This window comes from Cupriavidus yeoncheonensis (genome assembly GCF_905397275.1).
In the GTDB taxonomy this organism is placed as follows: domain Bacteria; phylum Pseudomonadota; class Gammaproteobacteria; order Burkholderiales; family Burkholderiaceae; genus Cupriavidus; species Cupriavidus yeoncheonensis.
This window is the reverse complement of sequence record NZ_CAJPUY010000010.1, coordinates 1-23,234: the sequence shown is the minus strand read 5'-3', so window position 1 is coordinate 23,234 and position 23,234 is coordinate 1. Positions and strand designations below refer to the sequence as shown.

22 protein-coding genes, 1 tRNA gene and 1 pseudogene are annotated in these 23,234 nt (G+C 62.5%); 15 read left to right on the top strand and 9 right to left on the bottom strand.

The window, feature by feature from the left end; all coding sequences use genetic code 11:
• Positions 1–88 precede the first annotated feature (88 nt).
• Complete coding sequence (locus KHO22_RS14965) at positions 89–1,480, bottom strand: 8-oxoguanine deaminase (protein ID WP_211947937.1); 1,392 nt, start codon at positions 1,478–1,480, stop codon at positions 89–91.
• Positions 1,481–1,607: 127 nt separating this feature from the next.
• Entirely contained in the window at positions 1,608–2,516 is a 909-nt protein-coding gene (locus tag KHO22_RS14960; RefSeq protein ID WP_211948152.1) for a LysR substrate-binding domain-containing protein, read from the bottom strand.
• Positions 2,517–2,655: 139 nt separating this feature from the next.
• Between KHO22_RS14960 and KHO22_RS14955 the strand changes: the two genes are divergently transcribed.
• The 3 genes from KHO22_RS14955 (at position 2,656) to KHO22_RS14945 (ending at position 4,707) form a co-directional block, all read left to right on the top strand.
• Positions 2,656–2,731 (top strand) — tRNA-Lys (locus KHO22_RS14955).
• A gap of 366 nt (positions 2,732–3,097) precedes the next feature.
• The gene (locus KHO22_RS14950) at positions 3,098–4,075 is read left to right on the top strand and encodes a Bug family tripartite tricarboxylate transporter substrate binding protein (RefSeq protein WP_211947936.1); all 978 of its coding nucleotides are present in this window, start codon (positions 3,098–3,100) and stop codon (positions 4,073–4,075) included.
• 281 nt (positions 4,076–4,356) lie between these two features.
• Complete coding sequence (locus KHO22_RS14945) at positions 4,357–4,707, top strand: hypothetical protein (RefSeq protein ID WP_211947935.1); 351 nt, start codon at positions 4,357–4,359, stop codon at positions 4,705–4,707.
• 106 nt (positions 4,708–4,813) lie between these two features.
• On the opposite strand, the gene KHO22_RS14940 is transcribed toward KHO22_RS14945, so the two are convergent.
• Positions 4,814–6,331 (bottom strand): acetyl-CoA hydrolase/transferase family protein, encoded by a 1,518-nt coding sequence (locus KHO22_RS14940; protein ID WP_211947934.1) that lies wholly within the window; start codon positions 6,329–6,331, stop codon positions 4,814–4,816.
• A gap of 361 nt (positions 6,332–6,692) precedes the next feature.
• Between KHO22_RS14940 and KHO22_RS14935 the strand changes: the two genes are divergently transcribed.
• The gene (locus KHO22_RS14935) at positions 6,693–7,253 is read left to right on the top strand and encodes a MarR family transcriptional regulator (RefSeq protein ID WP_211947933.1); all 561 of its coding nucleotides are present in this window, start codon (positions 6,693–6,695) and stop codon (positions 7,251–7,253) included.
• A gap of 192 nt (positions 7,254–7,445) precedes the next feature.
• Positions 7,446–12,293 carry an NAD-glutamate dehydrogenase gene (locus tag KHO22_RS14930; protein WP_211947932.1) on the top strand — a complete coding sequence of 1,616 codons (4,848 nt, stop codon included), beginning with the start codon at positions 7,446–7,448 and terminating at the stop codon, positions 12,291–12,293.
• 18 nt (positions 12,294–12,311) lie between these two features.
• On the opposite strand, the gene KHO22_RS14925 is transcribed toward KHO22_RS14930, so the two are convergent.
• Positions 12,312–12,632 carry a hypothetical protein gene (locus KHO22_RS14925; RefSeq protein WP_211947931.1) on the bottom strand — a complete coding sequence of 107 codons (321 nt, stop codon included), beginning with the start codon at positions 12,630–12,632 and terminating at the stop codon, positions 12,312–12,314.
• A 140-nt stretch (positions 12,633–12,772) separates the two neighbouring features.
• Positions 12,773–13,213, bottom strand: coding sequence for a hypothetical protein (locus KHO22_RS14920; RefSeq protein ID WP_230426885.1), 441 nt, complete (start codon positions 13,211–13,213; stop codon positions 12,773–12,775).
• A gap of 144 nt (positions 13,214–13,357) precedes the next feature.
• Between KHO22_RS14920 and KHO22_RS14915 the strand changes: the two genes are divergently transcribed.
• The 3 genes and pseudogenes from KHO22_RS14915 to KHO22_RS14905 all read left to right on the top strand — a co-directional run bounded on the left by KHO22_RS14915 (position 13,358) and on the right by KHO22_RS14905 (position 14,503).
• Complete coding sequence (locus KHO22_RS14915; RefSeq protein WP_211947930.1) at positions 13,358–13,618, top strand: hypothetical protein; 261 nt, start codon at positions 13,358–13,360, stop codon at positions 13,616–13,618.
• A gap of 32 nt (positions 13,619–13,650) precedes the next feature.
• Positions 13,651–14,170, top strand: a pseudogene (locus KHO22_RS14910) (cupin domain-containing protein).
• A gap of 72 nt (positions 14,171–14,242) precedes the next feature.
• Positions 14,243–14,503 carry a hypothetical protein gene (locus tag KHO22_RS14905; RefSeq protein ID WP_211947929.1) on the top strand — a complete coding sequence of 87 codons (261 nt, stop codon included), beginning with the start codon at positions 14,243–14,245 and terminating at the stop codon, positions 14,501–14,503.
• A gap of 127 nt (positions 14,504–14,630) precedes the next feature.
• On the opposite strand, the gene KHO22_RS14900 is transcribed toward KHO22_RS14905, so the two are convergent.
• Positions 14,631–15,041 (bottom strand): OmpA family protein, encoded by a 411-nt coding sequence (locus KHO22_RS14900; RefSeq protein ID WP_230426884.1) that lies wholly within the window; start codon positions 15,039–15,041, stop codon positions 14,631–14,633.
• Positions 15,038–15,667: a hypothetical protein gene (locus tag KHO22_RS14895; protein ID WP_230426883.1), complete on the bottom strand. Its 630-nt coding sequence runs from the start codon at positions 15,665–15,667 to the stop codon at positions 15,038–15,040. The genes KHO22_RS14900 and KHO22_RS14895 overlap by 4 nt, the downstream gene beginning before the upstream one ends.
• Between KHO22_RS14895 and KHO22_RS14890 the strand changes: the two genes are divergently transcribed.
• Positions 15,666–16,055, top strand: coding sequence for a hypothetical protein (locus tag KHO22_RS14890; RefSeq protein WP_211947928.1), 390 nt, complete (start codon positions 15,666–15,668; stop codon positions 16,053–16,055). The genes KHO22_RS14895 and KHO22_RS14890 overlap by 2 nt on opposite strands.
• Positions 16,056–16,057: 2 nt before the next feature.
• Here the strand turns inward: KHO22_RS14890 and KHO22_RS14885 are convergent, their stop codons facing one another.
• Complete coding sequence (locus KHO22_RS14885) at positions 16,058–16,297, bottom strand: hypothetical protein (protein ID WP_211947927.1); 240 nt, start codon at positions 16,295–16,297, stop codon at positions 16,058–16,060.
• 132 nt (positions 16,298–16,429) lie between these two features.
• The gene (locus KHO22_RS14880) at positions 16,430–16,633 is read right to left on the bottom strand and encodes a hypothetical protein (protein WP_211947926.1); all 204 of its coding nucleotides are present in this window, start codon (positions 16,631–16,633) and stop codon (positions 16,430–16,432) included.
• A 31-nt stretch (positions 16,634–16,664) separates the two neighbouring features.
• On the opposite strand from KHO22_RS14880, the gene KHO22_RS14875 reads away from it, so the two are divergent.
• From KHO22_RS14875 to KHO22_RS14855, 6 genes are all read left to right on the top strand, one after another.
• Positions 16,665–17,198: a DUF1643 domain-containing protein gene (locus tag KHO22_RS14875; protein WP_211947925.1), complete on the top strand. Its 534-nt coding sequence runs from the start codon at positions 16,665–16,667 to the stop codon at positions 17,196–17,198.
• Positions 17,199–17,292: 94 nt separating this feature from the next.
• Complete coding sequence (locus KHO22_RS14870; RefSeq protein ID WP_230426882.1) at positions 17,293–18,099, top strand: tyrosine-type recombinase/integrase; 807 nt, start codon at positions 17,293–17,295, stop codon at positions 18,097–18,099.
• Entirely contained in the window at positions 18,096–18,263 is a 168-nt protein-coding gene (locus tag KHO22_RS32480; protein ID WP_230426881.1) for a hypothetical protein, read from the top strand. Before KHO22_RS14870 ends, KHO22_RS32480 begins: the two co-directional genes overlap by 4 nt.
• A gap of 302 nt (positions 18,264–18,565) precedes the next feature.
• The gene (locus KHO22_RS14865) at positions 18,566–19,897 is read left to right on the top strand and encodes a tyrosine-type recombinase/integrase (RefSeq protein WP_211947924.1); all 1,332 of its coding nucleotides are present in this window, start codon (positions 18,566–18,568) and stop codon (positions 19,895–19,897) included.
• A 214-nt stretch (positions 19,898–20,111) separates the two neighbouring features.
• A complete protein-coding gene (locus KHO22_RS14860) occupies positions 20,112–20,423 on the top strand; it encodes a hypothetical protein (RefSeq protein WP_211947923.1) in 312 nt (103 codons plus the stop codon).
• A 176-nt stretch (positions 20,424–20,599) separates the two neighbouring features.
• On the top strand, positions 20,600–22,459 hold the full coding sequence (locus tag KHO22_RS14855; protein WP_211947922.1) for a DUF3987 domain-containing protein: 1,860 nt from the start codon (positions 20,600–20,602) through the stop codon (positions 22,457–22,459).
• Positions 22,460–23,234: the final 775 nt, after the last annotated feature.

Genomic DNA, 23,234 nt, shown 5'->3' with positions numbered 1-23,234 from the left:
CACGACAAAAGGCCGGAAGCATCTGCTTCCGGCCTTTTATTTTTGGGCAGCGCCTTTGGCGCCTGCGGGGGCAGGCGCCGCGACACGCTCAGGCACCGCTGTCACGTGCGCGCTCGAACAGCGTCCGCGCGAGCTGGCGATGCCGTGACAACACGACCGGCAAGTCGGCCGTCAGCAACCCGCCATCCCGAACCACCTCGCGCCCGTTGATGACGCTGGTCGCTACATTGGCGGGCGTGCAGAACACCAGCGAGGCAACCGGGTCATGTCCGCCCCCGGTAAAGCCGACGGCGGACATGTCGAATGCCACGAAATCGGCCGACATGCCCGGCGCCAGCGCACCGATATCATCCCGATTGAGCACGCGCGCACCACCAAGCGTGGCAATCTCCAATGCCTCGCGCGCACTCATGGCCGCGGGACCAAATCCGACGCGCTGCAGCAGCATGGCCTGGCGCGTCTCGCCGAGCATATGCGCGCCATCGTTGGAGGCACTGCCATCCACGCCGAGACCAACCTTGACGCCGGCATCGCGCATGGCGCGTATCGGTGCAATGCCCGACGCCAGCCGCATGTTGGAGCACGGGCAATGGGCGACACCCGTGCCGGTGCGCGCAAACAGCGCAATCCCCTCCTCGTCGAGCTTCACGCAGTGGGCATGCCAGACATCGTGGCCAACCCAGCCGAGATCCTCGGCGTACTGGGCAGGCGTCAGCCCGAATTTCTCGCGCGAATAGGCGATGTCATTATCGTTCTCGGCCAGGTGCGTGTGCAGCGACACGCCATAGTGGCGGGCCATGAGCGCCGATTCGCGCATCAGATCGCGCGACACGGAAAACGGCGAGCACGGCGCCAGCACCATGCGCAGCATCGCGTGACGCGAACTGTCGTGGTACTGCTCGACCAGGCGCTGGCTGTCGCGCAGGATGGCGGCCTCCTCTTCCACCACCACATCGGGCGGCAGCCCGCCCTTGCTGCGGCCGACGCTCATCGAGCCGCGCGCCGCGTGGAAGCGCATGCCCATTTCCTGCGCGGCGGCAATCGAGTCATCGAGGCGCGATCCGTTCGGATAGAGGTAAAGGTGATCGCTCGTGGTCGTGCAGCCGGACAGCATCAGCTCGGCCATCGCGGTCTTCGTTGAGACACCGATCATCTCCGGCGTCAGGTGCGACCACAGCATGTAGAGATTGGTCAGCCAGGAAAACAGCTCGGCATCCTGCGCCGCGGGCACGGCGCGGGTCAGGCTCTGGTACATGTGATGGTGCGTATTGACCAGACCAGGAATCACCACGCGGCCGCGCATGTCGATGACCTGCGCGGCGCCGTCGTCGATCCTGCGGCGATACTGGGGCGGCAAGTCCGCCGTAGCGCCGACCCACTGCACCGCGGGGCCGTCGGCCACCAGCGCGCCATCGGGAATTTCTCGCCGTTGCTCGTCCATGGTGACTAACACGTCGGCATTCAGGGCAATCAGGGTCATGGCGGCAGTTCTCTGGCAGGTGGGCATGGCGCGAGTCTAAGACCCGCGCCGCCGATCCGAAAGCGCAGAATTTCGCCAACCATGTCCACAAAATGTGGACACCCTTTGACGCAACGACAGGGGATCGCTAGTGCACCTGGGCGAACAGCGCCGCCAGGGTCGTGCCAATACTCCCCGCCATCAGCTCAGCCGCCGGACTGAGTGCGCCGTGCGAGCGACCCACCAGCGCGAGCGTCTGGCGCCGCAGGTAGCGGTCACGCAGCGGCACCAGCACCAGCGCACCGCGCGCCCGCTCCTCCATGATGTCCAGCGGATTGAGCAAGGCAATGCCGCTGCCCAGCATGACCAGTCGCTGAATCAGCGCCATCGAGGTGGATTCGGCCGCCGGCGTCACGTCGATGGCATTGCGTGCAAAGGCATCGTCGAGAATGGCGCGGATGGAAAGCGATGGCGCCGGCAGGACCAGCGGATAGCCGACGCATTCACTGAGCAGGACGGACGGCTGCGCAGCCAGCGCATGACCGGGCGGCACCACGGCACCGATCTGCCAGTCACTCGTTGCCAGTACACGCAAGGTCGGCGCAGCGGGAAGATCGTAGCCAAGACCAAGGTCGGCGTCGCCCTGCTCCACGGCCGTGACGATGTCGGCGACAGGCAAGTCCACCACGCGCACGACGATGCCCGGATACCGCTGGCGGAACTCATGCGCCAGCGATGGCAGCAGCGACCCCGCCAGCCCCGCGGTGGCCGCCACGGTCACCTCGCCGCGCCGCGCGCCCTTGAATTCCTCGATCCGTTCGCGCAAGGCTTCGTGCTCGCGCAACGTCTGCCGGACGTGGGCAAGGACCAGTTCCCCAAGCGGAGTCAGGCGCAGGCGCCGGTTGATCCGCTCGAAGACCGGCGCGCCCAGCTCGGCTTCCAGGTCGAGTATCTGCCGGTTGATCGCCGTCGGCGCCACATGCAGATGCTGCGCCGCCTTGCGGATGGAGCCGCGGCGTACGACCTCGTCTAGATATCGCAGGATCCGGGCATGCATGGTGGTCTGGGTCGTCGCGCAGTTGGCATGGCCGATGCGCATCAGGAAGCTCGGCATTGTAGCCGCGAGTGCCGGAAAAGAAAGTTCAGCTCCCCTATTGCGTCTTACTAGATACCTTGCTACAATCTTTTTCTTCGTTGGGGCGTTAGCTCAGTTGGTAGAGCAGCGGACTCTTAATCCGTAGGTCGAGTGTTCGAGTCACTCACGCCCCACCAGCGAATTCCCGAAAAGGCCAGCCGCAAGGTTGGCCTTTTTGCTTTGACGCGCTTCCACCCTCCTCCAGACAGGCTTTGCGCCTGACACGGCAGCCTGCCTCATTTCTTGATACGCGGGTTCTTCCCGATATCACTTTCCGTCCTTTCCCTGTTGAATGGCCGTCGGCGCACATGACGGAACGCCGTTCCGTATCGCGGAACTAAATTTTCGCGATTTTGTTGGCTGGCTTTCGCACAACGAGGACCAGCCCGCCAAGCCAGGACCGGAGGATTCACCGACAAGCGCAGGCGAGACATAATCGTCCCGAAGAACGCCCCAACTATCCGGCCCGGCGACAATCAGTGAATGAAGAACGGAGGCACTCCTTGAAAGCAGTTCTCAAAGCAGGCACTGCAGCCTGCATCGCGGCCCTCGGCCTGTTCCACGGCGGCGCTCAGGCGCAGAGCTACCCGACCAAGCCGATCCGCCTGATCGTGCCGTTCGCGGCCGGCGGCACCACCGACATCGTGGCGCGCGCGGTTTCGGACGCACTCGGCCGCGAATTGGGCCAGCCCGTCGTGGTGGAAAATCGTGGCGGCGGCGGCGGCGCCATTGGTGCCGATGCACTGGCGAAGTCCACGCCGGACGGCTATACGCTGGGCATCGCCACCGTCAGCACGATGGCCACCAACCCGGCCACCAATGCCCGCAACCCGTATGACCCGATCAAGGACTTCGCGCCGATCACCAACCTGGTGAACGTGCCGAACGTGCTGACGGTCAATCCCAAGGTCCCGGCCAAGACCCTGAAGGAATTCGTCGCGCTGCTCAAGTCCAGCCCCGGCAAGTACAGCTACGCGTCGGCCGGCAAGGGCAGCATTTCGCACCTGGATGGCGAACTGTTCAAGGACATCACCAAGACCGACATGGTCCATATCCCGTACCGTGGATCGGGCCCGGCGCTGAATGACACGCTGGCCGGCCAGGTCAACGTCCAGTTCGACAACCTGCCGTCGTCGATGCCGTTCATCCAGGCCGGCAAGCTTCGCGCGCTGGCCGTGGCCGCGCCCAAGCGCGTGGAAGGCCTGCCCGACGTGCCGACTTTTGCCGAAGCCGGCATGAAGGACATGAACAACATGGCATGGTATGGCCTGGTCGCGCCGGCCAACACGCCTGCCGCCATTGTCACGCGCGTGCATGATGCCGCCGTCAAGGCCCTGCAGGACCCGGCCGTCAAGCGCCGCCTGGCGGACAGCGGCGCGTACCCCGACGGCAACACGTCGGCACAGTACGCCGCCCAGATCAAGCGTGAACTGGATCTGCGCAAGAAGATCGCGCATGACCAGAACATTACACTCGAATAAGGGTATTTCACACAACAAAAAAGCCGCCTGCCAAACAGCCGGCTTTTTTTGGGCCTCATTGCGCATAAATGTTCACGATCGGTGACTTGCCGATCCTTATTCTGCGTCAACTTTGACTTTGCACAGGACGGGGCTGGACAATAAGACGTTCAATACCTTTAGAAGAAATTTTTCACTTTGCGGACCAGCGCCGACTCGGTACATTAGCCGGGATGATCCGCCAAACTCGGCCCCAACCGGATCGCGCAGGCGCTGCGCGATCGCCACTCGCGAGGATGAAGATGCTCAAGAAGACCGTTCCGACCCTGATCGTTGCCGCGCTTGCCGCCTTTGGTGCAACCCAGCTCGCGTATGCGCAGAAGAACTATACGGAGGGCGGCGATCTGTACAGCGGCAGCCACACCAAGAAGAAGGCGAGCCCGAACCAGAGCCCGGCCAAGTCGGGCAAATTCGATCCGTACACCGACGGCGCCAAGCAGTCGACGAAAGCCGACCTGGCTGGCAAGAAGGTCGACCCGAACACCGACGGTGCCAAGTCCGGCAAGTTCGATCCGTACACCGACGGCGCCAAGAGCGGCAAGTATGACCCGTACACCGATGGCGCCAAGGCGCCCGCGGCAAAGTCACAGTAAGCCCATCCCATCTCGCCTGCTCCGCCAGCTCCGCGGAGCAGGCTGCAAACCGAAACAGCCCGCATTCGCGGGCTGTTTGTTTATGTTCTGCTATGGATGCCAGCGATCAGGCGGCCATCGCCTCGTGCGGCACGGATTCGCGCATGGTGCGCTGGTCGCGGTAGCGCACGTGCCAGGACAACGCCTCCTCAAGCAGGTGCGGCGTCTGCCCGCCAAGGCGGCTGGCGCGGCGGAAGTAATTATTCAGCACGTCGCGATAGGCCGGATCCGCACAGTTGTCGATAACCTGCCGGGCGCGTTCGCGCGGCGCCAGGCCCCGCAGGTCGGCCAGACCGTGCTCGGTCACGATGACATCGACATCGTGCTCGGTATGGTCGACATGCGACACCATCGGCACGATGCTGGAGATATCGCCGCCCTTTGCCACCGATTTGGTCACGAACACCGACAGGTGCGCATTGCGCGCGAAATCGCCGGAGCCGCCTATGCCATTCATCATGTGCGTACCGCCCACGTGCGTCGAATTGACGTTGCCGTAGATGTCGCACTCGAGCGCGGTGTTGATGGTGATGAGTCCGAGCCGGCGCAGGATTTCCGGATGATTGCTGATCTCCTGCGGCCGCAGCACCAGGCGCGACCGGTACCGCTCCAGGTTCGCCAGGAAATGCTGGTAGACCGGTCGCGACAGCGTGACCGACGATGCCGAGGCAAACGTGAGCCGGCCCGAGTCCAGCAACTCGATCGTGCTGTCCTGCAGCACCTCGGAGTACATCTTGAGGTCGTGGAACGGGGAGTCGATCAGCCCATGCAGCACGGCATTCGATATCGTGCCGATACCTGCCTGCAGCGGCTGCAGCGACGGCGACAGGCGCCCGGCGCGTACCTCGCGCCCGAGGAATTCGCTCAGGTGGCCGGCGATCTGGCGCGTGCCTTCGTCGGGCGGCAGCGCGCTGGACGGGCTGTCGTCCTTGCCGGTGATCACGATTGCCGCAATCTTCTCCGGATCGATCGGGATATACGGCAGGCCGATGCGCTGCTCGGCGGAAATCAGCGGGATCGGCTGCCGGTACGGGCGCTGCACCGGGAAATAGATGTCGTGGAAGCCCTCCAGCCCCAGCGGCATGTTCAGGTTGATCTCGACGATCACCTTGCGCGCGAGCATGGCAAAGCTCGCCGAGTTGCCGACCGAAGTGCTCGGCACGATGCCGCCCTGCTCGGTGATCGCAACCGCTTCCACCACGGCCACGTCGACCGGAGCGATCTGGCCGGAACGCAGCTGCTCGACCGTCTCGGACAGATGCTGGTCGATGAACATGACTTCGCCGGCGTTGATCTTGCGTCGCAGGGTTTCATCGGACTGGAAAGGCAACCGGCGCGCGATCACGTCGGCCTGCGCCAGCACCTTGTCGATGTCGTTGCCGAGCGACGCGCCGGTCATCAGCGTGATGCGCAGCGGCTCGCTGGCGGCGCGGCGCGCCAGTGCGAATGGCACTTCCTTGCAGTCGCCCGCACGGGTGAAGCCGCTCATGCCCACCGTCATGCCGTCGCGGATGAGCCCGGCTGCCGTGTCGGCAGAGACCACCTTGTCCAACAGTCTCGGCAGGCGAATGCGTTCCTTGTACATCTTCAACTCCGGTTGCCGGGCGGATCCGATCCGTCCGTGCCCCCTCCGCTCCTGGCGCAGGGTGTTGAAAACGCAGTGTAGCCACGCCACTACATTCCCACATGGATTTAAACTCATAGAAATCAGTCGGTTTTTTCATGGCAACTCAGTCGGCTCGAAGTGGCGGTCCTGCCCCTTGCTGGAGGGACGCGAACGCCGATGCATCACGGCATGACAGGACAAACCCTAGGGAACATACAAAAAACACTCGCTTCTGGTAGTGTCTGCCGCATCAGGAAAGACCGCCCCGATTTGACCCTGATTTCGAGGCGCGGCACCTGTGCCGCCCGGGCCGGCCAAGCTCCGGCCCAAGAGCGTTGTAATGTCGGCGACAGACATCAGGAGACGCCAATTCATGCATACCAAACCACTCGAACCCAACGAGCCGGTGGTCCTTGCCCTGGTCGATGCGGTCATTGCCTGGCAGGGTGCGTTGGAACAAACCCTTTCGACATCTGGCCTTAACTACGGCAAATGGACCTTGTTGCGGGCCATCTACCAGAACGCGTTCGTGCGCCATGAGCCGCTTGCGGGCACTATGCTGATCGATGCGGCGTGCGCCGAACGCATGCTGGGCGAGTTGCATGACGACGGTTGGGTCGAATTCGCCGGCACCGGCACCCCGCGTATCAGCGCTGCGGCCGAAGGTCGCGTCGAACGCGTCTGGGGAGCGGTAAAAGCCCTGCACTCGGTCTCGGTCTCGCCGTTCAGTTCGCACGAACGCGTGGCGCTGGGCACGCTGCTTCAGCGCATGAAGCTGACATTGAGCGATCATTCCGCCCGCCGCAGCCGCGGCACGGCTTCCGAGCCGATCACGGTGCCAACCCCAGCAGGCCGCAAGGCGGCCGGCGGTACCGGCGCGATGCAGTCGTTGTCCGCCTGATCCGCGCCGCCGGAAATCAGCGAAGGGCGCCAGCCGGTGCCATGCTGGTGGGCCACATCGCGTCCGCCGCTACGACTTTCCCCTCGCACCGTGCAGTTTTTTCCTAAAGTATGAGCATGCACCGGCACATGCACCGCCTGCGTCCAGACGAGCGGCATGGGCCGCCCGCGCCAGATACCGCAAGGAGGCACCATGCCGCAGGAGAACGAAGAAAAAGTCGCACACCTGCAGGAAGAGATGCTGGCGTTCGCGCGGGAACGGCTGCCCGCGGCGGGGTTCGAGCTGCTCGAACCGATTCTGCGCCATTACTACGACCAGACCGATTCCGATGACCTGATCCATCGGGAAGTCGCCGACATGTATGGCGCCGTGATGGCGCACTGGCAGACCGCGCAGAAGTTCGTGCCAGGCACCGCGCGCATCCGCGTGTACAACCCCAACCTGGAAGAGCATGGCTGGCACTCGGACCATACGGTGGTCGAGATCGTCAACGACGACATGCCCTTCCTGGTCGACTCCGTGACCATGGAGATCAACCGGTTGGGGCTGGTGCTGCACTCGGCGATTCACCCGGTGTTCCGCGTATGGCGCGGCGCCAAAGGCGGCATTGAAAGGATCGAACTCGGCGGTGCCGGCAGCGACGCCGAATCGCACCTGGAATCCTTCATCCATTTCGAGGTGGACCGTACCGGCGAGCCGGCGCGGCTGGAAGCGTTGCGCAGCGGCATTGCGCGGGTGCTCGGCGACTTGCGCGCCGCCGTCGAAGACTGGCAACGCATGCGCGACATTACCGAGGCCACCATCGGCACGATGGCCCGGATCCCCGACGCCGCCAGCGCCGAAAACACCGAAGGCCGGGCTGTCCTGCAATGGATGCTCGACAACCATTTCACGTTCCTCGGGCAGCGCGACTACCAGCTCATCTCCCAGGACCAGCGCTATTTCCTGCGCGGCGTGCCGGACACCGGGCTCGGCATCCTGCGCGAAAGCCTTCGTCCGCCTGAAGCTGAAGACCTGACGCCGCTACCGACCGCGGCCACCTCCATCATCCAGGGCAGTTCGCCGATTTTCCTGACCAAGGCCAATTCGCGCTCCACCGTGCACCGGCCGGGCTACCTGGACTACGTTGGCGTAAAACTGCTCGATGCAGACGGCAAGCTGTTCGGCGAGCGCCGCTTCGTGGGCCTGTACACGTCCACCGCATACACCTCACCGATCGCCGAGATTCCGCTGGTGCGGCGCAAGTGCGCAAACATCCTGGACCGCGCCGGCTTCCTGACCAAGGGCCACCTGTACAAGTCGCTGGTGACCATCCTCGAGCAGTATCCGCGCGACGAACTGTTCCAGATCGAGGAAGACGAGTTGTTCGACATCGCGATCGGCATCCTGCGGCTGCAGGAGCATCAGCGCACGCGCCTGTTCGTGCGGCGCGACCGCTTCGACCGCTTCGTGTCCTGCCTGGTCTTTGTCCCGCGCGACAAGTACAACACCGACCTGCGCCAGAAGATCCAGAAGATCCTGATGGGCGCCTTCCACGGCAACGCCTGCGAATTCACGCCGCTGCTGTCGGAATCGCCGCTCGCGCGCATCCAGCTCACCGTGCGCGGCGAGCCCGGCAGCATGCCGCAGGCTGACACCCAGGAACTGGAAGCGCGCATCGTCCAGGCCAGCCGCCGCTGGCAGGACGACCTGGCCGAGGCGCTGCACGAAAGCCGTGGCGAGGAGCAAGGCAACCGCCTGCTGCGCCAGTACGGCGGCTCCTTCCCTGCCGGCTATCGCGAGGACTACCCGGCCCGCACCGCCGTGCGCGACATCGAGTTGATGGACCAGGCTCTGCACGGCAATGGCAACGGCATCGCCATGAACCTGTATCGCCCGATCGAGGCGGTACCCGGTGCGTTCCGCTTCAAGGTCTACCGTGCCGGCGAGCCGATCGCGCTGTCGCACAGCCTGCCGATGCTCGAACACCTTGGCGTGCGCGTGGACGAGGAACGGCCCTACCTGATCGAGCCCGATAGCGGCGCGCCGGTCTGGATCCATGACTTCGGGCTGGAGATCGCTGACAGCGCCGGGGGCGCCGAATTCGACATCGAACGGATCAAGGCGCTGTTCGAAGACGCCTTTAACCGCGCGTGGAACGGCGAGATCGAGAACGACGACCTCAATCGCCTGGTATTGCGCGCCGAACTGGCAGCGCGCGATGTGACTATCCTGCGCGCATACGCGAAGTACCTGCGCCAGGTCGGCTCGACCTTCAGTGACGCGTACATCGAACGCGCGCTGACCGGCAATCCCGCGATTGCAACCAGGCTGGTGGCGCTGTTCGTCGCGCGCTTCGACCCGGCCGCGGCCGCCACACGCGAGGCGCGCTGCCAGCAATTGCTGACCGACATCGAGACCGCGCTGGACCAGGTCCCGAACCTCGACGAGGACCGCATCCTGCGCCTGTTCCTCGGGGTGGTCAACGCGACCGTACGCACCAACTACTTCCACCGCGATACGGGCGGGCAGCCGCGCCCCTATGTTTCGTTCAAGTTCAATCCCTCGAAGGTTCCCGGCCTGCCCGAGCCGCGCCCCATGTGGGAGATCTGGGTCTACTCCCCGCGCGTGGAAGGCGTGCACCTGCGCGGCGGCCGCGTGGCCCGCGGCGGCCTGCGCTGGTCTGACCGGCGCGAAGATTTCCGTACCGAAGTGCTGGGCCTGATGAAGGCGCAGATGGTGAAGAACACCGTGATCGTGCCGGTCGGTTCCAAGGGCGGCTTCGTCGTCAAGCGGCCACCGCCGCCGACGGACCGCGACGCGTTCCTGCAGGAAGGCATCGCGTGCTACCAGACCTTCCTGCGCGGCCTGCTCGACCTGACCGACAACCTGGTCGCAGGCGCCCTCGTGCCGCCGCCAGACGTGGTCCGCCTCGATGACAACGACCCCTACCTCGTCGTTGCCGCCGACAAGGGCACCGCCACCTTCTCCGATTTTGCCAACGCGATCTCGGGCCAGTACGGGTTCTGGCTTGGCGATGCCTTTGCATCAGGCGGCTCGGTCGGCTATGACCACAAGAAGATGGGCATCACCGCGCGGGGCGCGTGGGAATCGGTCAAGCGGCATTTCCGCGAAATGGGCATCGACACGCAAGCGACGGACTTCACCGTGGCCGGCGTCGGCGATATGTCGGGCGATGTGTTCGGCAATGGCATGCTGCTGTCACCGCATATCCGCTTAGTGGCAGCGTTCGATCACCGCCATATCTTCCTCGACCCCGATCCCGACCCCGTATCCAGCCTGCAGGAACGCACGCGCATGTTCGCCCTGCCACGCTCGAGCTGGGCCGACTATGACAGCAAGCTCATCTCCGCAGGTGGTGGCATATTCCCGCGCACGGCCAAGACCATCGCGCTGTCGCCGCAGGTACAGGCCGTGCTCGGCATCTCCGCCAGTACGCTGCCGCCAGCCGAACTGATCCACGCGATCCTGATGGCGCCCGTGGACCTGCTCTACAACGGCGGCATTGGTACCTATGTGAAATCCAGCCAGGAGACCCACCAGCAGGCCGGCGACCGCACCAACGACGCCGTGCGCGTCAACGGCGCCGAACTGCGCTGCAAGGTCGTCGGCGAAGGCGGCAATCTCGGCTTCACGCAACTGGGCCGCATCGAGTTCGCGCGCCAGGGCGGACGCATCAATACCGATGCCATCGATAACTCGGCCGGCGTCGATTGCTCGGACCACGAGGTCAACATCAAGATCCTGCTCGGCCAGGTCGTGGCCGAGGGCGAGATGACCGAGAAACAGCGCAACAAGCTGCTGGCCGAGATGACGGACGAAGTCGGCCTGCTGGTGCTGCAGGACAACTACTACCAGACCCAGGCCTTGTCGGTGGCAGGCCGCAGCAGCGGCGCACTGCTCGATGGCGAAGCACGACTTATCCGCTGGCTCGAACGCGCCGGCCGCCTCAACCGCGCGCTGGAATTCCTGCCGGGCGACGAAGAGATTGCCGAACGCAAGGCCGCTGGCGAAGGGCTGACTTCGCCCGAGCGCGCCGTACTGCTCGCCTACAGCAAGATGTGGCTCTACGATGAACTGCTCGTCTCGGATGTGCCCGAAGACACGCTGCTCGCGGACCTGTTGGTCGATTACTTCCCGGTGCCGCTGCGCCAGCGCTATGGCGATGCCATGCAGCGCCACCCGCTGCGCCGCGAGATCCTGGCCACACACCTGACCAACCTGCTCGTCAACCGGATCGGCGCGACGTTCGTGCATCGCATGATGGAGGAAACGGATGCCCGCCCCGCCGATATCGTGCGCGCCTGCCTGATCGCGCGCGACGTGTTCGGGTTGACGGCGCTGTGGCAGGACATCGATGCACTGGACAACCGCGTGGCCGATGCCGAGCAGGCGCGGATGTTCTGCGCCGTCGGCCAGTTGCTGGAGCGGGCCTGCCTCTGGTTCATCCGCTACCTGCGTACCGGCGGCACCGCCGAAGCGGGCCTGGCACGCTTCACGCAAGCGGCGCAATGGCTCACGCCGCAGTTGCCGACTGTCCTGCCGCAGGCTGACGCCGCGGTGTTGGCCGAGCGCACGCAGGCCCTGGCCGATGCCGGCGTGGAGCCGGCGCTGGCCCAGAAGGTCGCTGGCCGCGACATCTCCGCGGCCGCGCTCGATATCGCGGAAGTGGCGGCTTCTTCTAACCGTCCGCTGGAGCTAGTGGCAGGGGTCTACTTCGCGCTCGACACGCAACTGAGCTTCAACTGGCTGCGGGAACGCGCGCAGGCTTTGCCCGCCGATACGCATTGGGACCTGCTGGCGCGCACCTCCACGCTCGATGACCTGGGACGGCTCAAGCGCGCGCTGATGACCAGCGTGCTGGCGCAGTCCGGCGACTACAACACGGCCGAAGCGCTGCTCGATGCCTGGCGCGCGAGCCGGCAAAATGCGCTCGAACGCTTCACCCGCATGCTGACTGAACAACGTGCATCGGGCGCAACGGGACTGTCGATGCTGTCGGTCGCCATTCGCGAGATCGGCATGCTGGAACGAAGCTGAAGCGGCGGGCCGCGCCGCTCAGTCTTCGTCCGTGTCCGGCTCGCGTGGGCGGAACTCGATCCCGAGCAGCACCAGCAGTTCGAAGGCATCCGCGAGCAAGTGCTTCTGCCTGGGCAGCAGGCTGGCGTACGGCATGTCATAGATCGACTGGTGCGCCGCACGCTGGCCCTTCAGTCCCCGGTCCCGGGCGATGTCGGAAAGCAGCGCCGCAAAGCCCGACAGGTCCTGGGCAGACAGCGCGGAATTCAGCACCCTGGCAATGACTTCGGGCGACGCGCCTGCCCAGCCGATCAGGTCGGCGTTGGAGGCTGAATTGGGAGGGAGATCGGAAATTTCCATGGGCTGTCTAACGGTCCGTGACGCGGCTCCTTGAGCGCGAAGTGACGCAGCAATTACCCTACATGCGAGGGGTTCAATCAGTCCGCCAGCCCGCAAGGCCATCGAGCGGCCTCACCGCCGGCATAACGACGCAGCCCGACTCAGCCATTGTTCTGCACCCACTGGCGTGCCCAGGCAATGGTTGCCAGCCGCGCCTCTTCCGCCGTCGGATAAGCAGCAGGCGGCGCACCGCTTTCCAGCACGACTGCTCCCGCTTCCCAGATATCGCACACAGCCTTGAACCGGCCGACACCCAGCGCGTGACAGAACACGTGAACCATGAAGCCACGGTATTCGATGATGTCGGTGGCCGCTTCAGGCAATGGCTCCGATTCCAGCGCCTGCTGCTGTGCGGCGAGCGCGGTTTCGGCCGCCCCCGCTCCCACTTGCCGGTGCGCGCTTTTCGCCGCCCACGTACTGAGGCAAGCCAGCGCGGCACCGGACAGCAAGCCCAGCCCAAACCAACATGCCCTGCTTTGACAATGCGCCATGGCAGCCCCCAGGGTACGTCGAGCAACGCGCAGCGGCATTCCTGCCAGCATGTGGTTCAGGTTATACCAATGGCGGGAATACGGACTGCGCGATGGCATCTCAGCCACACCGGCACATTGACTTCCCCGACTAATGACGCAGACGCGCCTGGCCTTTATACTGTACATCCATACAGTATCGATAAGGGCACTGCCATGCCGCTCTATCAGTCCGATTCCATCTTGCTCGAAGCCCACTATTTCGGTGACGATGCGGAGTACATGCGCCTGACTTGCGCGCAGGTCAGTGTCGGCAACGGCGCCATCGTCGTGCAGGGCATCGAGCTACGGTACCTGCAAGGCTTGCGCTGGACACCCGACTTCCTGTCGTTCGACGCCAGCGGCGATCACCACCGATACCCGGTCGGCCGACCAGCCCTCATCGGCCCCGACCGCGCGCAGTTCGCGCTGCTCTGACCGCCCCGACCTGCGCCAGCCACACCGACACCATGCACGCCGACACTACCGCCGACCGACTGATCCACGCGCTGGGCCTGCAGCCCCATCCCGAGGGCGGCTACTTCCGCGAGACCTACCGGAGCAACGAGAACGTCCGATGCAGCGATGGCCGGGTTCGCAGCGCGTCGACCGCTATCTACTACCTGCTGCGCGGCAGCGATTACTCCGCCTGGCACCGCATCCGCTCGGATGAACTGTGGCACTTCCATGCCGGCACGCCGCTCGATGTCCATGTACTGACGGCAGACGGCAGACGGCCAGCTTGTCACGCATCGCCTTGGCAATCCGCTTGAATATGCGGGCGCGGTGTTCCAGGCTATGGTGCCCGCCAACCACTGGTTTGCCGCCGAACGCGTGTCGTCAGGGTCCGAGGATTTCTCCCTGCTCGGGTGCACTGTTGCGCCCGGGTTCGAGTTCAGTGAATTCGAACTCGCAGAGGCTTCTGACCTTGCGGACCGGTTTCCAGCGCATTCCGCAATCATCCACGGACTCGCGCGCCGCACCGCGTGAACGCTCGCGGCAAGCCGACTGGAGTTTCCGCGCCTGCGTGCTACGATGCCTCAAAGAGCCCGGGAGATATCCATGGTCCAGAAGCGCTACTACGAACTGTCCGCTGCGGAACGGGACGCTTTCGAAGCAGCCTGTGGCCGGCATGGCTTTGTCGCTGAAGATTTCGAGGTCAGCATGCAAGAGGACCCTGCCAATGCGCAAAGGACCATCGGCGTCGGGCGCGTGGTAGGCAGCCAGTTCGAGGAATATGCGACAACGGACGGAATCGCCTGGGTGGTGTTGTTCGAGCGCGATCTGGCCGATGACGCCTTTGGGTTTCCGTTGGCGGATTAATGAGGACGTGGCGCAACGCGGCCATGAATGCTACTGCACGTGACGACATTCCCCTACTTGCGTGCCGTTTGGCGTGCTCATGGTGCCGCCTCCGAGGTTCGATCGATAACAATCTCGATCCGCCGATTCAATGCCCTGCCAGCTTCGGTCCGGTTATCGCCGACTGGTCCGCCGCGCCACGGCCGATGATCGAAATCCGGCCATGTCCGGCACCATGTTCCTGCAGATAGCGTGCCGCCATTGCACGCGCCCGCGACAACGCAAGATTTGACGCACCACCACCCCGCTGTCCCACCGAAGCGTCGGTGTGTCCAATCACGGTGACAAGATCATCAGTAGCCCCCAGTACCGTCACAAGCTGGTCGAGCTGCCGCGCGAGCTGCGGCAATATGTCGGCCTTACCGGCGGTGAATCCCATATCGCTGCTGAAGAGCAAATAGACGCGATCTCCCCTCTTGCCCAGGCTCGTGGCACCCGATGCGATGTCTGGCGCCAGCAGACGGGCAATGCGCTGATCCACCCGCTCCAGGCCTGTCAATCGTTGCCGCGATCTCCGCCTCGACCTCTACCGCCGTCACCACCGCGATTTCCCCCACGGTCATCAGCGCGGTTGCCGCCACGACCACTACCTCGGTCTTCGCCACGCTCAGCGCGGCGGTCCGAGCCGCGATTCTCCGCTCGCTCATTGCCGCGATTCCACCCACGCTTCTCACCGCGGTTTTCGCGTTGATTTCCACCACGGTTCCAGCCGCGGTTGTCACCGTCGTTCCAATCGCGGCCCCTGCCGCGCTTCTCGTCCCGGTCCCAGCCACGATTCCAGTCATCGTCCCATTTATGGTTACCGCCGTGGTATCTGCCACCGCTCCAATCAGAGTAACCGCCACCGTAGTATGGGCGCGAGTATCCGCCGTGGTAGTAGCCGTCATCGTAGGGGGCGACAGCGCAGCCGGTGAGAAGTGCTGCCGTGGCTACGGTGAGCACGAGATGGGGTTTCATGGTGACCTGCGTTTGCAGTTGGCGAATTTGCCGCAAGAATACCGACGGGTGCCACTCCCAGTTGTAAGAAATCGTGTCCCGCTGCGCGAGGTCGCAGCATGCAGGGACCAGTTCCCCTTCCGACAACGCCATCAACCGCGACCCCGAGGCTGTGGCGATGCACGCCATGAACCATCCGCAGACTGAGCATCACTGTGAGAGCGTGTGGAACGTGGATCCACTGGGCCTTGTGATGGTGGCCGGCGAGCAGTTCAAGATAGCCGACATCGGCATGCGCATGCTGGTTCCGCCTAAGCTGTATCAGGCCCAAGGCTTCCCGAGCACCTACGTCTTCGCACCGATTATTGACCCCGCCGATCCTACGCTTGCGTTCCTACGCGAGGCACCGATGTGCATCGGCAAGATGAAGGCTTACCGCCTGCCACAGCACGCCCAGATTCGCATGTGCGGCAACAGCGTCAGCCCACCGATGGCGGCAGCACTGGTAAGCGTCAACGTGCCTGGGATGGCGAGTTGGTCTGCGAAGGAATCGAGACGATTTGGAGTAGCCGCATGAGGCTACAAGCCGGTCTTAGTGTTCTCGACGCAAGCCTTTGCGTAAGCAATTGCTTCGGCCATCGCCTCTTCCTCGCCATTGAACGCGGCCTTGATCTTGTGTCGCAAGCCGGGGACAAACTCGTTTGCGTGATCAATTCTGCGCTCGAACAATACCGATGCCTCCCAGGCTCCAGATTTCGACTTCCAGACCGTGCAGTGGCAGTAGTACTCCCCTTCTTCGACCCAGGCATGGCTCGACATGGCGCCCTCCCATCGTTTCCGAGGAATCCTAGCATGACGAAAGAACGCCCCATACTCTTCGCCGTACCAGGTCACCCGCGCCGGCGCGCGGGAGGCCAATCCGTGGGTGTGGGTAGTGGAATTTCGGAGGGTTCAGCCGTGATCATCGACCCAGGCTTTCGCCCACGCGATCCCCGCTGCCGCAGCCAGCGCGAACGACGGGTAGTACCCCAAAGGGTCCGCTCCGTCCAAGACGCGACCATCTATTTCAACTGCACCGGAGGCCTCGAAGGATCCGTCGGCAAACTGTCTCGCAAAGCCGCGGACGGTGTAGCCCTGGTAGCTTTCGATTGTCATGGCCACCTCCATTTGGGAGGAGAATCGTAGCATGCAGCGCTTGACCATCCAGACCCTCGGCTGCGAGGCCGGCTGCCTCCTCTCCGACTGCGAGCAGTACCGGTACCGCCTCTGGCGCGTCTGGGACGAGACCCGCCCCGCGCTGGGTTTTATCATGCTCAACCCATCGACGGCTGACCACGGGGTGAACGACCCGACGATCACCCACTGTCTGCAGCACGCCATGGCAGGAAAGTACGGGCGGCTGGAAGTGGTCAATCTGTTCCCGCTGCGGTCAACCAACCCGGATGGCCTACTGACGCATCCCGCTCCGATTGGCCGTGAGGACATCGCCAACAGCGCAGTCATGGACGCCATCGACCGTTGCGCGATGGTGATCTGCGCCTGGGGTACTCACAAGGCCGCGCCCGAGCGCGCGGTTGAGCTGCTACGAATCATCAGGATGTGTGGGCGTGGAAATCTGCTCCATCACCTGGGGCTGAACAAAGACGGCAGCCCAAAGCATCCGCTCTACATCGCGAAGACGAAGCGGCCGGAGCCATTCACTGCGATACCCACCACATAGCTAAAACGGGAATGCCCACCACAGCTATTTCTGGGTCCGAAACACCGACGAAAAGTGGATCAAGCTGTGCCGCGTCGACGAGGGCCAGACGCGGATGTTCGAGCGCTTGGCCGAGGAAAAGCTCAAGACCGAGATCGACGGCGACGAGGGCAGTATGTCGCGCCTAGTCTCCATCTACATGGAGCAACACGCTAAGCAGTACGCCGAATCATTCCGGAAGGAATGGTGCCGCCGCGGCGAGGACGTACGCAAGGCCTTCCGCCAGCACAGCATTGAAGAAGTGGATCACGGTGCGGTGCAGGACTTCCTGCTGGGCAACTGGCCGGACAAGCTGCCGACCCAGACCGCCATGAAGGGATGGCTATCCAAGTTTTTCGCCTGGGTGGTTCTGGGCCGGCACATCACCGTCAACCCGTGCCGTGAAGTCGCACTGAAGAAACCGAAGACGCGCAAGGTTTACATCCCGCACGACCATTTCCTTGCCATCCGTGCCGCCCTGGCCGCCTACAAGTACAAGAAGGCCGTCCGAGGGGAGGTGCAGGAGGTGACGGCCAAGGTGCCGACCGGACCGGAGATGCAGGTTTTCGTCGACCTTTGCTATCTCACCTGCCAGCGGTCGACGGACGTCCGCGAGTTGCGCTGGTCGCAGGTTGATCGCCAGGCCGGCGTGATCCACTTCGTGCCCAGCAAGACAGCGGACAGCAGCGGCGAGGCGGTGGATTGGCCCATCACGCCAGAGATTGAGGAAGTGCTACGCCGCGCCAAAGAACTACGCCGCAGCATCAAGGTGCAGGCTCTGGCTGATGACTTCGTGCTGGTGGACCGCCGTGCGAAACCGAAGACTGCGGCAGCGTGGCGGGACGCGCTGGCGCGCGCGTGGAAGGCAAGGATTAAACGGTGAAGGACATCCGGGCCAAGGCGCTCGCGGACGCGAAGAAGGCGGGGTACGACATCGAGGCTCTGCAGGTGGCCGGTGCGCACACAGATCGCGCAACCACCGAGGGCTACATCAAGCAGCGCGAGGTGCCGGTGTCGACCGTTCGCTTAAAACTTCCTGCTGCCTGAATATTGGATGTCATCCAAAAATATGGGTAGCAACGCTACCCCGCTTGGAAAGTAAAAAACCCGCTTGGCCTTACGCCAAGCGGGTTCTATCTGGTCGGGGCGAGAGGATTTGAACCTCCGACCACCTGCACCCCATAAAGGTTCTCCAAAATCCAAACTCGCCCAAAGGAATCCTCTCTATCGCCCATAACTCCTTGTTACACAAGGATTTAAACGATATGATATCTCCTGTATCAGCCTACTGATACCAGTCTAATCCTGCCGATCGGTAGGGGTAAAAGTAGGGGAAAACGGGAGAAGCAATGCCTGCACTCACTGAATTGGCGCTGAAAGCCCTGAAAGCCGAGGCAGACGGCCAGACCTTGCGCGACGGCGGCAACCTCACCGGGAAGGTTCGTGTGAAGGTATCCGGCGCCGTATCGGTGTCCTTCGTCTACACGTACAAGCGCGATGGCAAATTCCGTGACCTGTCATGCGGAACGTGGCCATCGGTATCACTGAAGAGCATTCGTCTCGCGCGAGATGCGGCCCGTTCCCTGCTCGAACAAGGTGTAGACCCTGCAGAACGGAAGCGCGTCAATAAGCTCGAAGCCCGCGCCGAGGAACAGGCGAAGATCGCGCAGCTACAACAGCATCTCGCCCGCCCTACTCTTCGCGCGGTGTACCAGCAATGGGTGACAGCCGAGCTATCGAACCGGAAGGATCAAGGCGCGGAGACCAAGCGCGGCATCGAGAAGGATGTGATCCCCGTCCTCGGCGACCGCCACGCCGACGACATCAAGCGCGCCGACATCATGGCGGTACTCGACAAGGTGAAGGCCAGGGGCGCGAACCGGTTGGCAAACAGATTGCTCGCAGAGCTACGGCAATTGTTTTCGTTTGCCCTTGTGCGCGAGATCGTGACGGGCAACCCGACGATCGGCATTGAGAAGAAGCACGTTGGCGGCGCGGAAGTCGAACGCGACCGCGTACTCACCGAATCCGAGCTACGTGCCCTACGTTCCGCGCTCGAAGCCGCGAATCTGCCAGACAGCACAAAGGCCGCCCTTTGGTTGCAGCTGGCAACGGCCTGCCGCATTGGTGAAATTATTAAGGCAAGGCGTGCTGATATTGATCTGGATGCCGCAACGTGGGTCATCCCATCCGAGCATTCAAAGAACGGTAAACCGAACGTAGTCCACCTGAGCGCGTTCGCCTTGGGGCACATGTGGACATTGGTTGCCCTGTCGGGCAGTAGCGCATGGCTTATGCCTGCTTCAAAAGGTGATCGCCACGCTGACTTAAAGGGGATCACGAAGCAGGTGTCCGATAGGCAACTGAAGTACTACGACCGGACGACGCCACACAGCAAACGGACTGCAACACATCGAAATGCGCTCGCCCTAGGAGCCAGCCGATGGACGCCTCATGACTTGCGACGCACCGCGGCAACGCTCATGCAAGCTTGCGGCATCTTGCCGGCCATCATAGAAAAATGCCTGAATCACACTGACGAGAATCGGATTCGGCGCACGTATCAGGTGCATGACTACCGCGATGAGAAGCGCCAAGCGTGGGACTTGCTCGGGCAACGGTTGGCCTCACTCTCAAGCAATAACGTAGTGGTACTGACGGCACTTACAGCCAGCCATTAATTTCCCCATTTGCATCCGCGCCAGATACATGGCATCCTATAAATGCGCCTGATGCATGCGCATCCCAATGGAGTGGGTCGTTTCAAACCGAATTCAATAGTCGTCCTGCAATGGGGCGGCGAAACCCACTCCGGTGCTCAATTCCCCTCTTTGATGGATGAACGCCGGTTTAATTAGCCGGCGCACATTGTTGCGCCATGAATGGACGTACATCATGGGCATCACCTATTTGAACAGACCTGCAGTGCCCACAGCCATTGCTCCTCCGGTTGCTGCTGAACCGACCCCCGAGCCGAAGAAAAAGCGCGGAAGCGGACACGTCAAACCGAAAGCGCCGTTGATTACATTAGATCAACCGGGCAGGCTCCGCATTGCGAACCTCTTGGCACTGTATGGCCGCAAGTCGCCAAATACCCTTCATACGTGGCTTCACCTCGGGAAAATCCCTCAGCCTGACGGTTACGACGGCAAGAGCCCGTATTGGCTTACCAGCACGATCCGTGCGCATCTGGAGTCCAGCAAGTAACTGCGCTGCAGCTAAATTGCAGAAACATTGCAGCTACTAGCTGTGATAGAAAAAAAGAAACCCGGATCGCGAAGACACGCGCCATCCGGGCTATCTACATACCTAGCGAGGGCAAGTAAAGCGCTTCTATTGTAGTAGCGCCTCGCCCGGTTAACAACTGGATTATGAGGTGGAAAATGAGCATTATCGATGCAAAGGCTTGCACCCAGCTCGACGGGGTTGCCGTGACTCAACTCGCCCCGGCTAAGGCCGTCATGGTCGTTGGGGATGTGAGCATGACATCCGCTGCTAACAAAGCCCCTGCAGATACCCCCGATGCCCCTGCAGTGGCATCCATGACGATTCCCGATATGGGAAGCTTCACTGTTCTTGCGACAACGCAAATCAACACCAAGGTACATCAACCCTGCGCGAAATGGCAGTACACCCCACAGGGAGACGGACACGACCGGGCTCGGTCCGCATTGGCGTGGCTTGATCCTCAAGACTGGAAAAGTCTCGCCATGCCTGCCAAGGCGGCAAAATTGCCACAAGCGGACTTTCTTGCATGGTCCGCAACCGGTGGCGTCAGTGAAAAAGAAGCGCTGAGCACATGGAGCAAACCGTCCGGCGGGACCGGCACATATGCTCTTTACGTTAGAGCGAGCGACAACGGCTGGCCCGACCCAGGCAAGGAAACACCCGAACAGCAGGCGGAGGCGAAAAAGGCGGCGAGGGCCGCAAAGAAACTTCTGGCGGCGCAACAGTCTGCTGCGAGTGCCATCCCCTGCCCCGCCCCCTTTCCTGGCCCGATGGAGAAGCTTGTCGAACTGTCTCTGCGCTACCAGAACCGCCAGCAACCAGAGTTGACAACAGCTGCCTCACTTGCCGCAATGTCGGCGTGCCTCCATGGTCGCTGGGCGCTCACCGACCGGCTGCGCGGCAACCTGTACGTGATTGGCCTGGCCGACAGCGGATCGGGCAAAGATGCGCCCCTTGACCTCGTAAAGATGCTCGTCAGAATCGCAGGCGGTCACGCAATCTCGAACGTTGGTTCGGGTCAGGGCCTAGAAGAATCCTTGAGGCACAACCCAGAGCGCCGCGTGTCGCTGGTCGTCGATGAAGTGGCGCACATGATCGGGGCAATCAGCAACCCCAATGCCGCCGACTATCAAACGGGCGCCGAGAAGCGCTTGCTGGAGCTATTCAGCGCGTCCCGAAGCTACGTCACCACCCGCGTACTTGCCGACACGACGAAGCCGTCTGAAATACTGCTGCATCCCTTCGTGACGCTCTTCGGGACCACGACCCGCGAGAAGATGTGCGGTATCTCGTCCAGTGTGATCGATACCGGCCTGCTCGGGCGGTGCTTGATTGTGCAGGGTCGGGACTTCCCGACCCTGGAGCTGTATCCGCAGCAGGGTAACCTCTACGGCGAACTCGAAGAGGCACTCGGCGCGATAGCGAAGTCCGTCTATGATTTCGGCCCGACCATGCTGAAGATGGAAGACGGCGTTAACGCGGTGGAACTCTCGCCAGAAGCACGTGATCTTGAACTTAAAGCCAAAGTAGAACACGACGACCTCGCGCGGAAGGCGGACAAGGTTCGGCGCGTACTGCTCAGTCGTGCTGTCGAAATGGCGAAGCGTATCGCACTAGTATTGGCAGCGTGGGATCAGGTGCAGGTTGTGACAGCCACGCATCTCGATTGGGCGCTACGTTTCGTGCGGTACTCTCATATATGTCTGCTCGCGTTCGTTGACACGATGACGGATAGCGCTGTCATCAAGAATGCCAGGAAGATCGAGGCGCTCATGCGCGATGCTGTCGAGGGTCGCAAACCATTCGGGGACTTGCGCTACAAACAGTTCAATCATATCGCGGAAGATGAGGAGCGCGTGTTTCACAGCGCCTTACTCCACAAATCCAAGCTCGACGCCGACAGGTTCAAGCGGAGTATCGCGCATCTCGAATCGGCAGGCGTCATCTTGATCGAAGAGCGGGAACGCACCGGGCCTGGTCGGGGCTCGGAAATTTTTTACCGGCTGGTCGACTAGCGAAAAAAAAAGGGAATAGATTCCCCGTACCCATTCAATTCGCTGAGAAGATCGGGAACGGGGAATCCCTAGCCGGCATTGGGCTTGCGAGATTTTTTCGATAAAACTCCCCCAGTTCCCCAGGGGGAGGACACAATACCTGAAGATTACATTTTCCTCGCACGTGGATAAGGGAATTCAAGCAGCAAGGGCGCAGGGATAGGAGAATCGGGAGAGCTTTATATATTTTTCTCTGAAACCCATGCCCAGTAACTATTTCCCAGTTCCCCAAGCACTGGGGCCCGAATGGGAACTTGGGGAATTCATTCCCGCTGTCGGCACTTCCCTGCCCGCCTTACGGACCAACGCCCAACGGCTCGAACAGCCGCCAACTGACCCTGGTGATACCAACGCAGGGCTGTAACCACAGTATCCGAGTCGCTCGGACCTGTTGCCGTCAGATCCAACGCAGCGGATGCCGACATTGCCGGTAGACCGTCCACACATTGAGGCTATGCACTTGCGCGGGCTAATACTGTACTGGCTGGCATTCGGTGATGAGAGTTTTTGCAGAGCGAGCGGCGAAAGCCGTTGTGCCCCGATCGACCTGATTGATTGCAATTACTCGGCTTTCCTAAGACTTCAAGACGCCGCCACACCAGACGGACGCATTGCTTGCAGCACCCCCCGGCGGCCACCCAAAGTGCCCCACTTATGGCCACCCAAACTGCTCCACCCTAGCCACGGTGATCTGACGCATTGAACACGGTGCGTCGGGCGCCGCGAAGCTCGACAG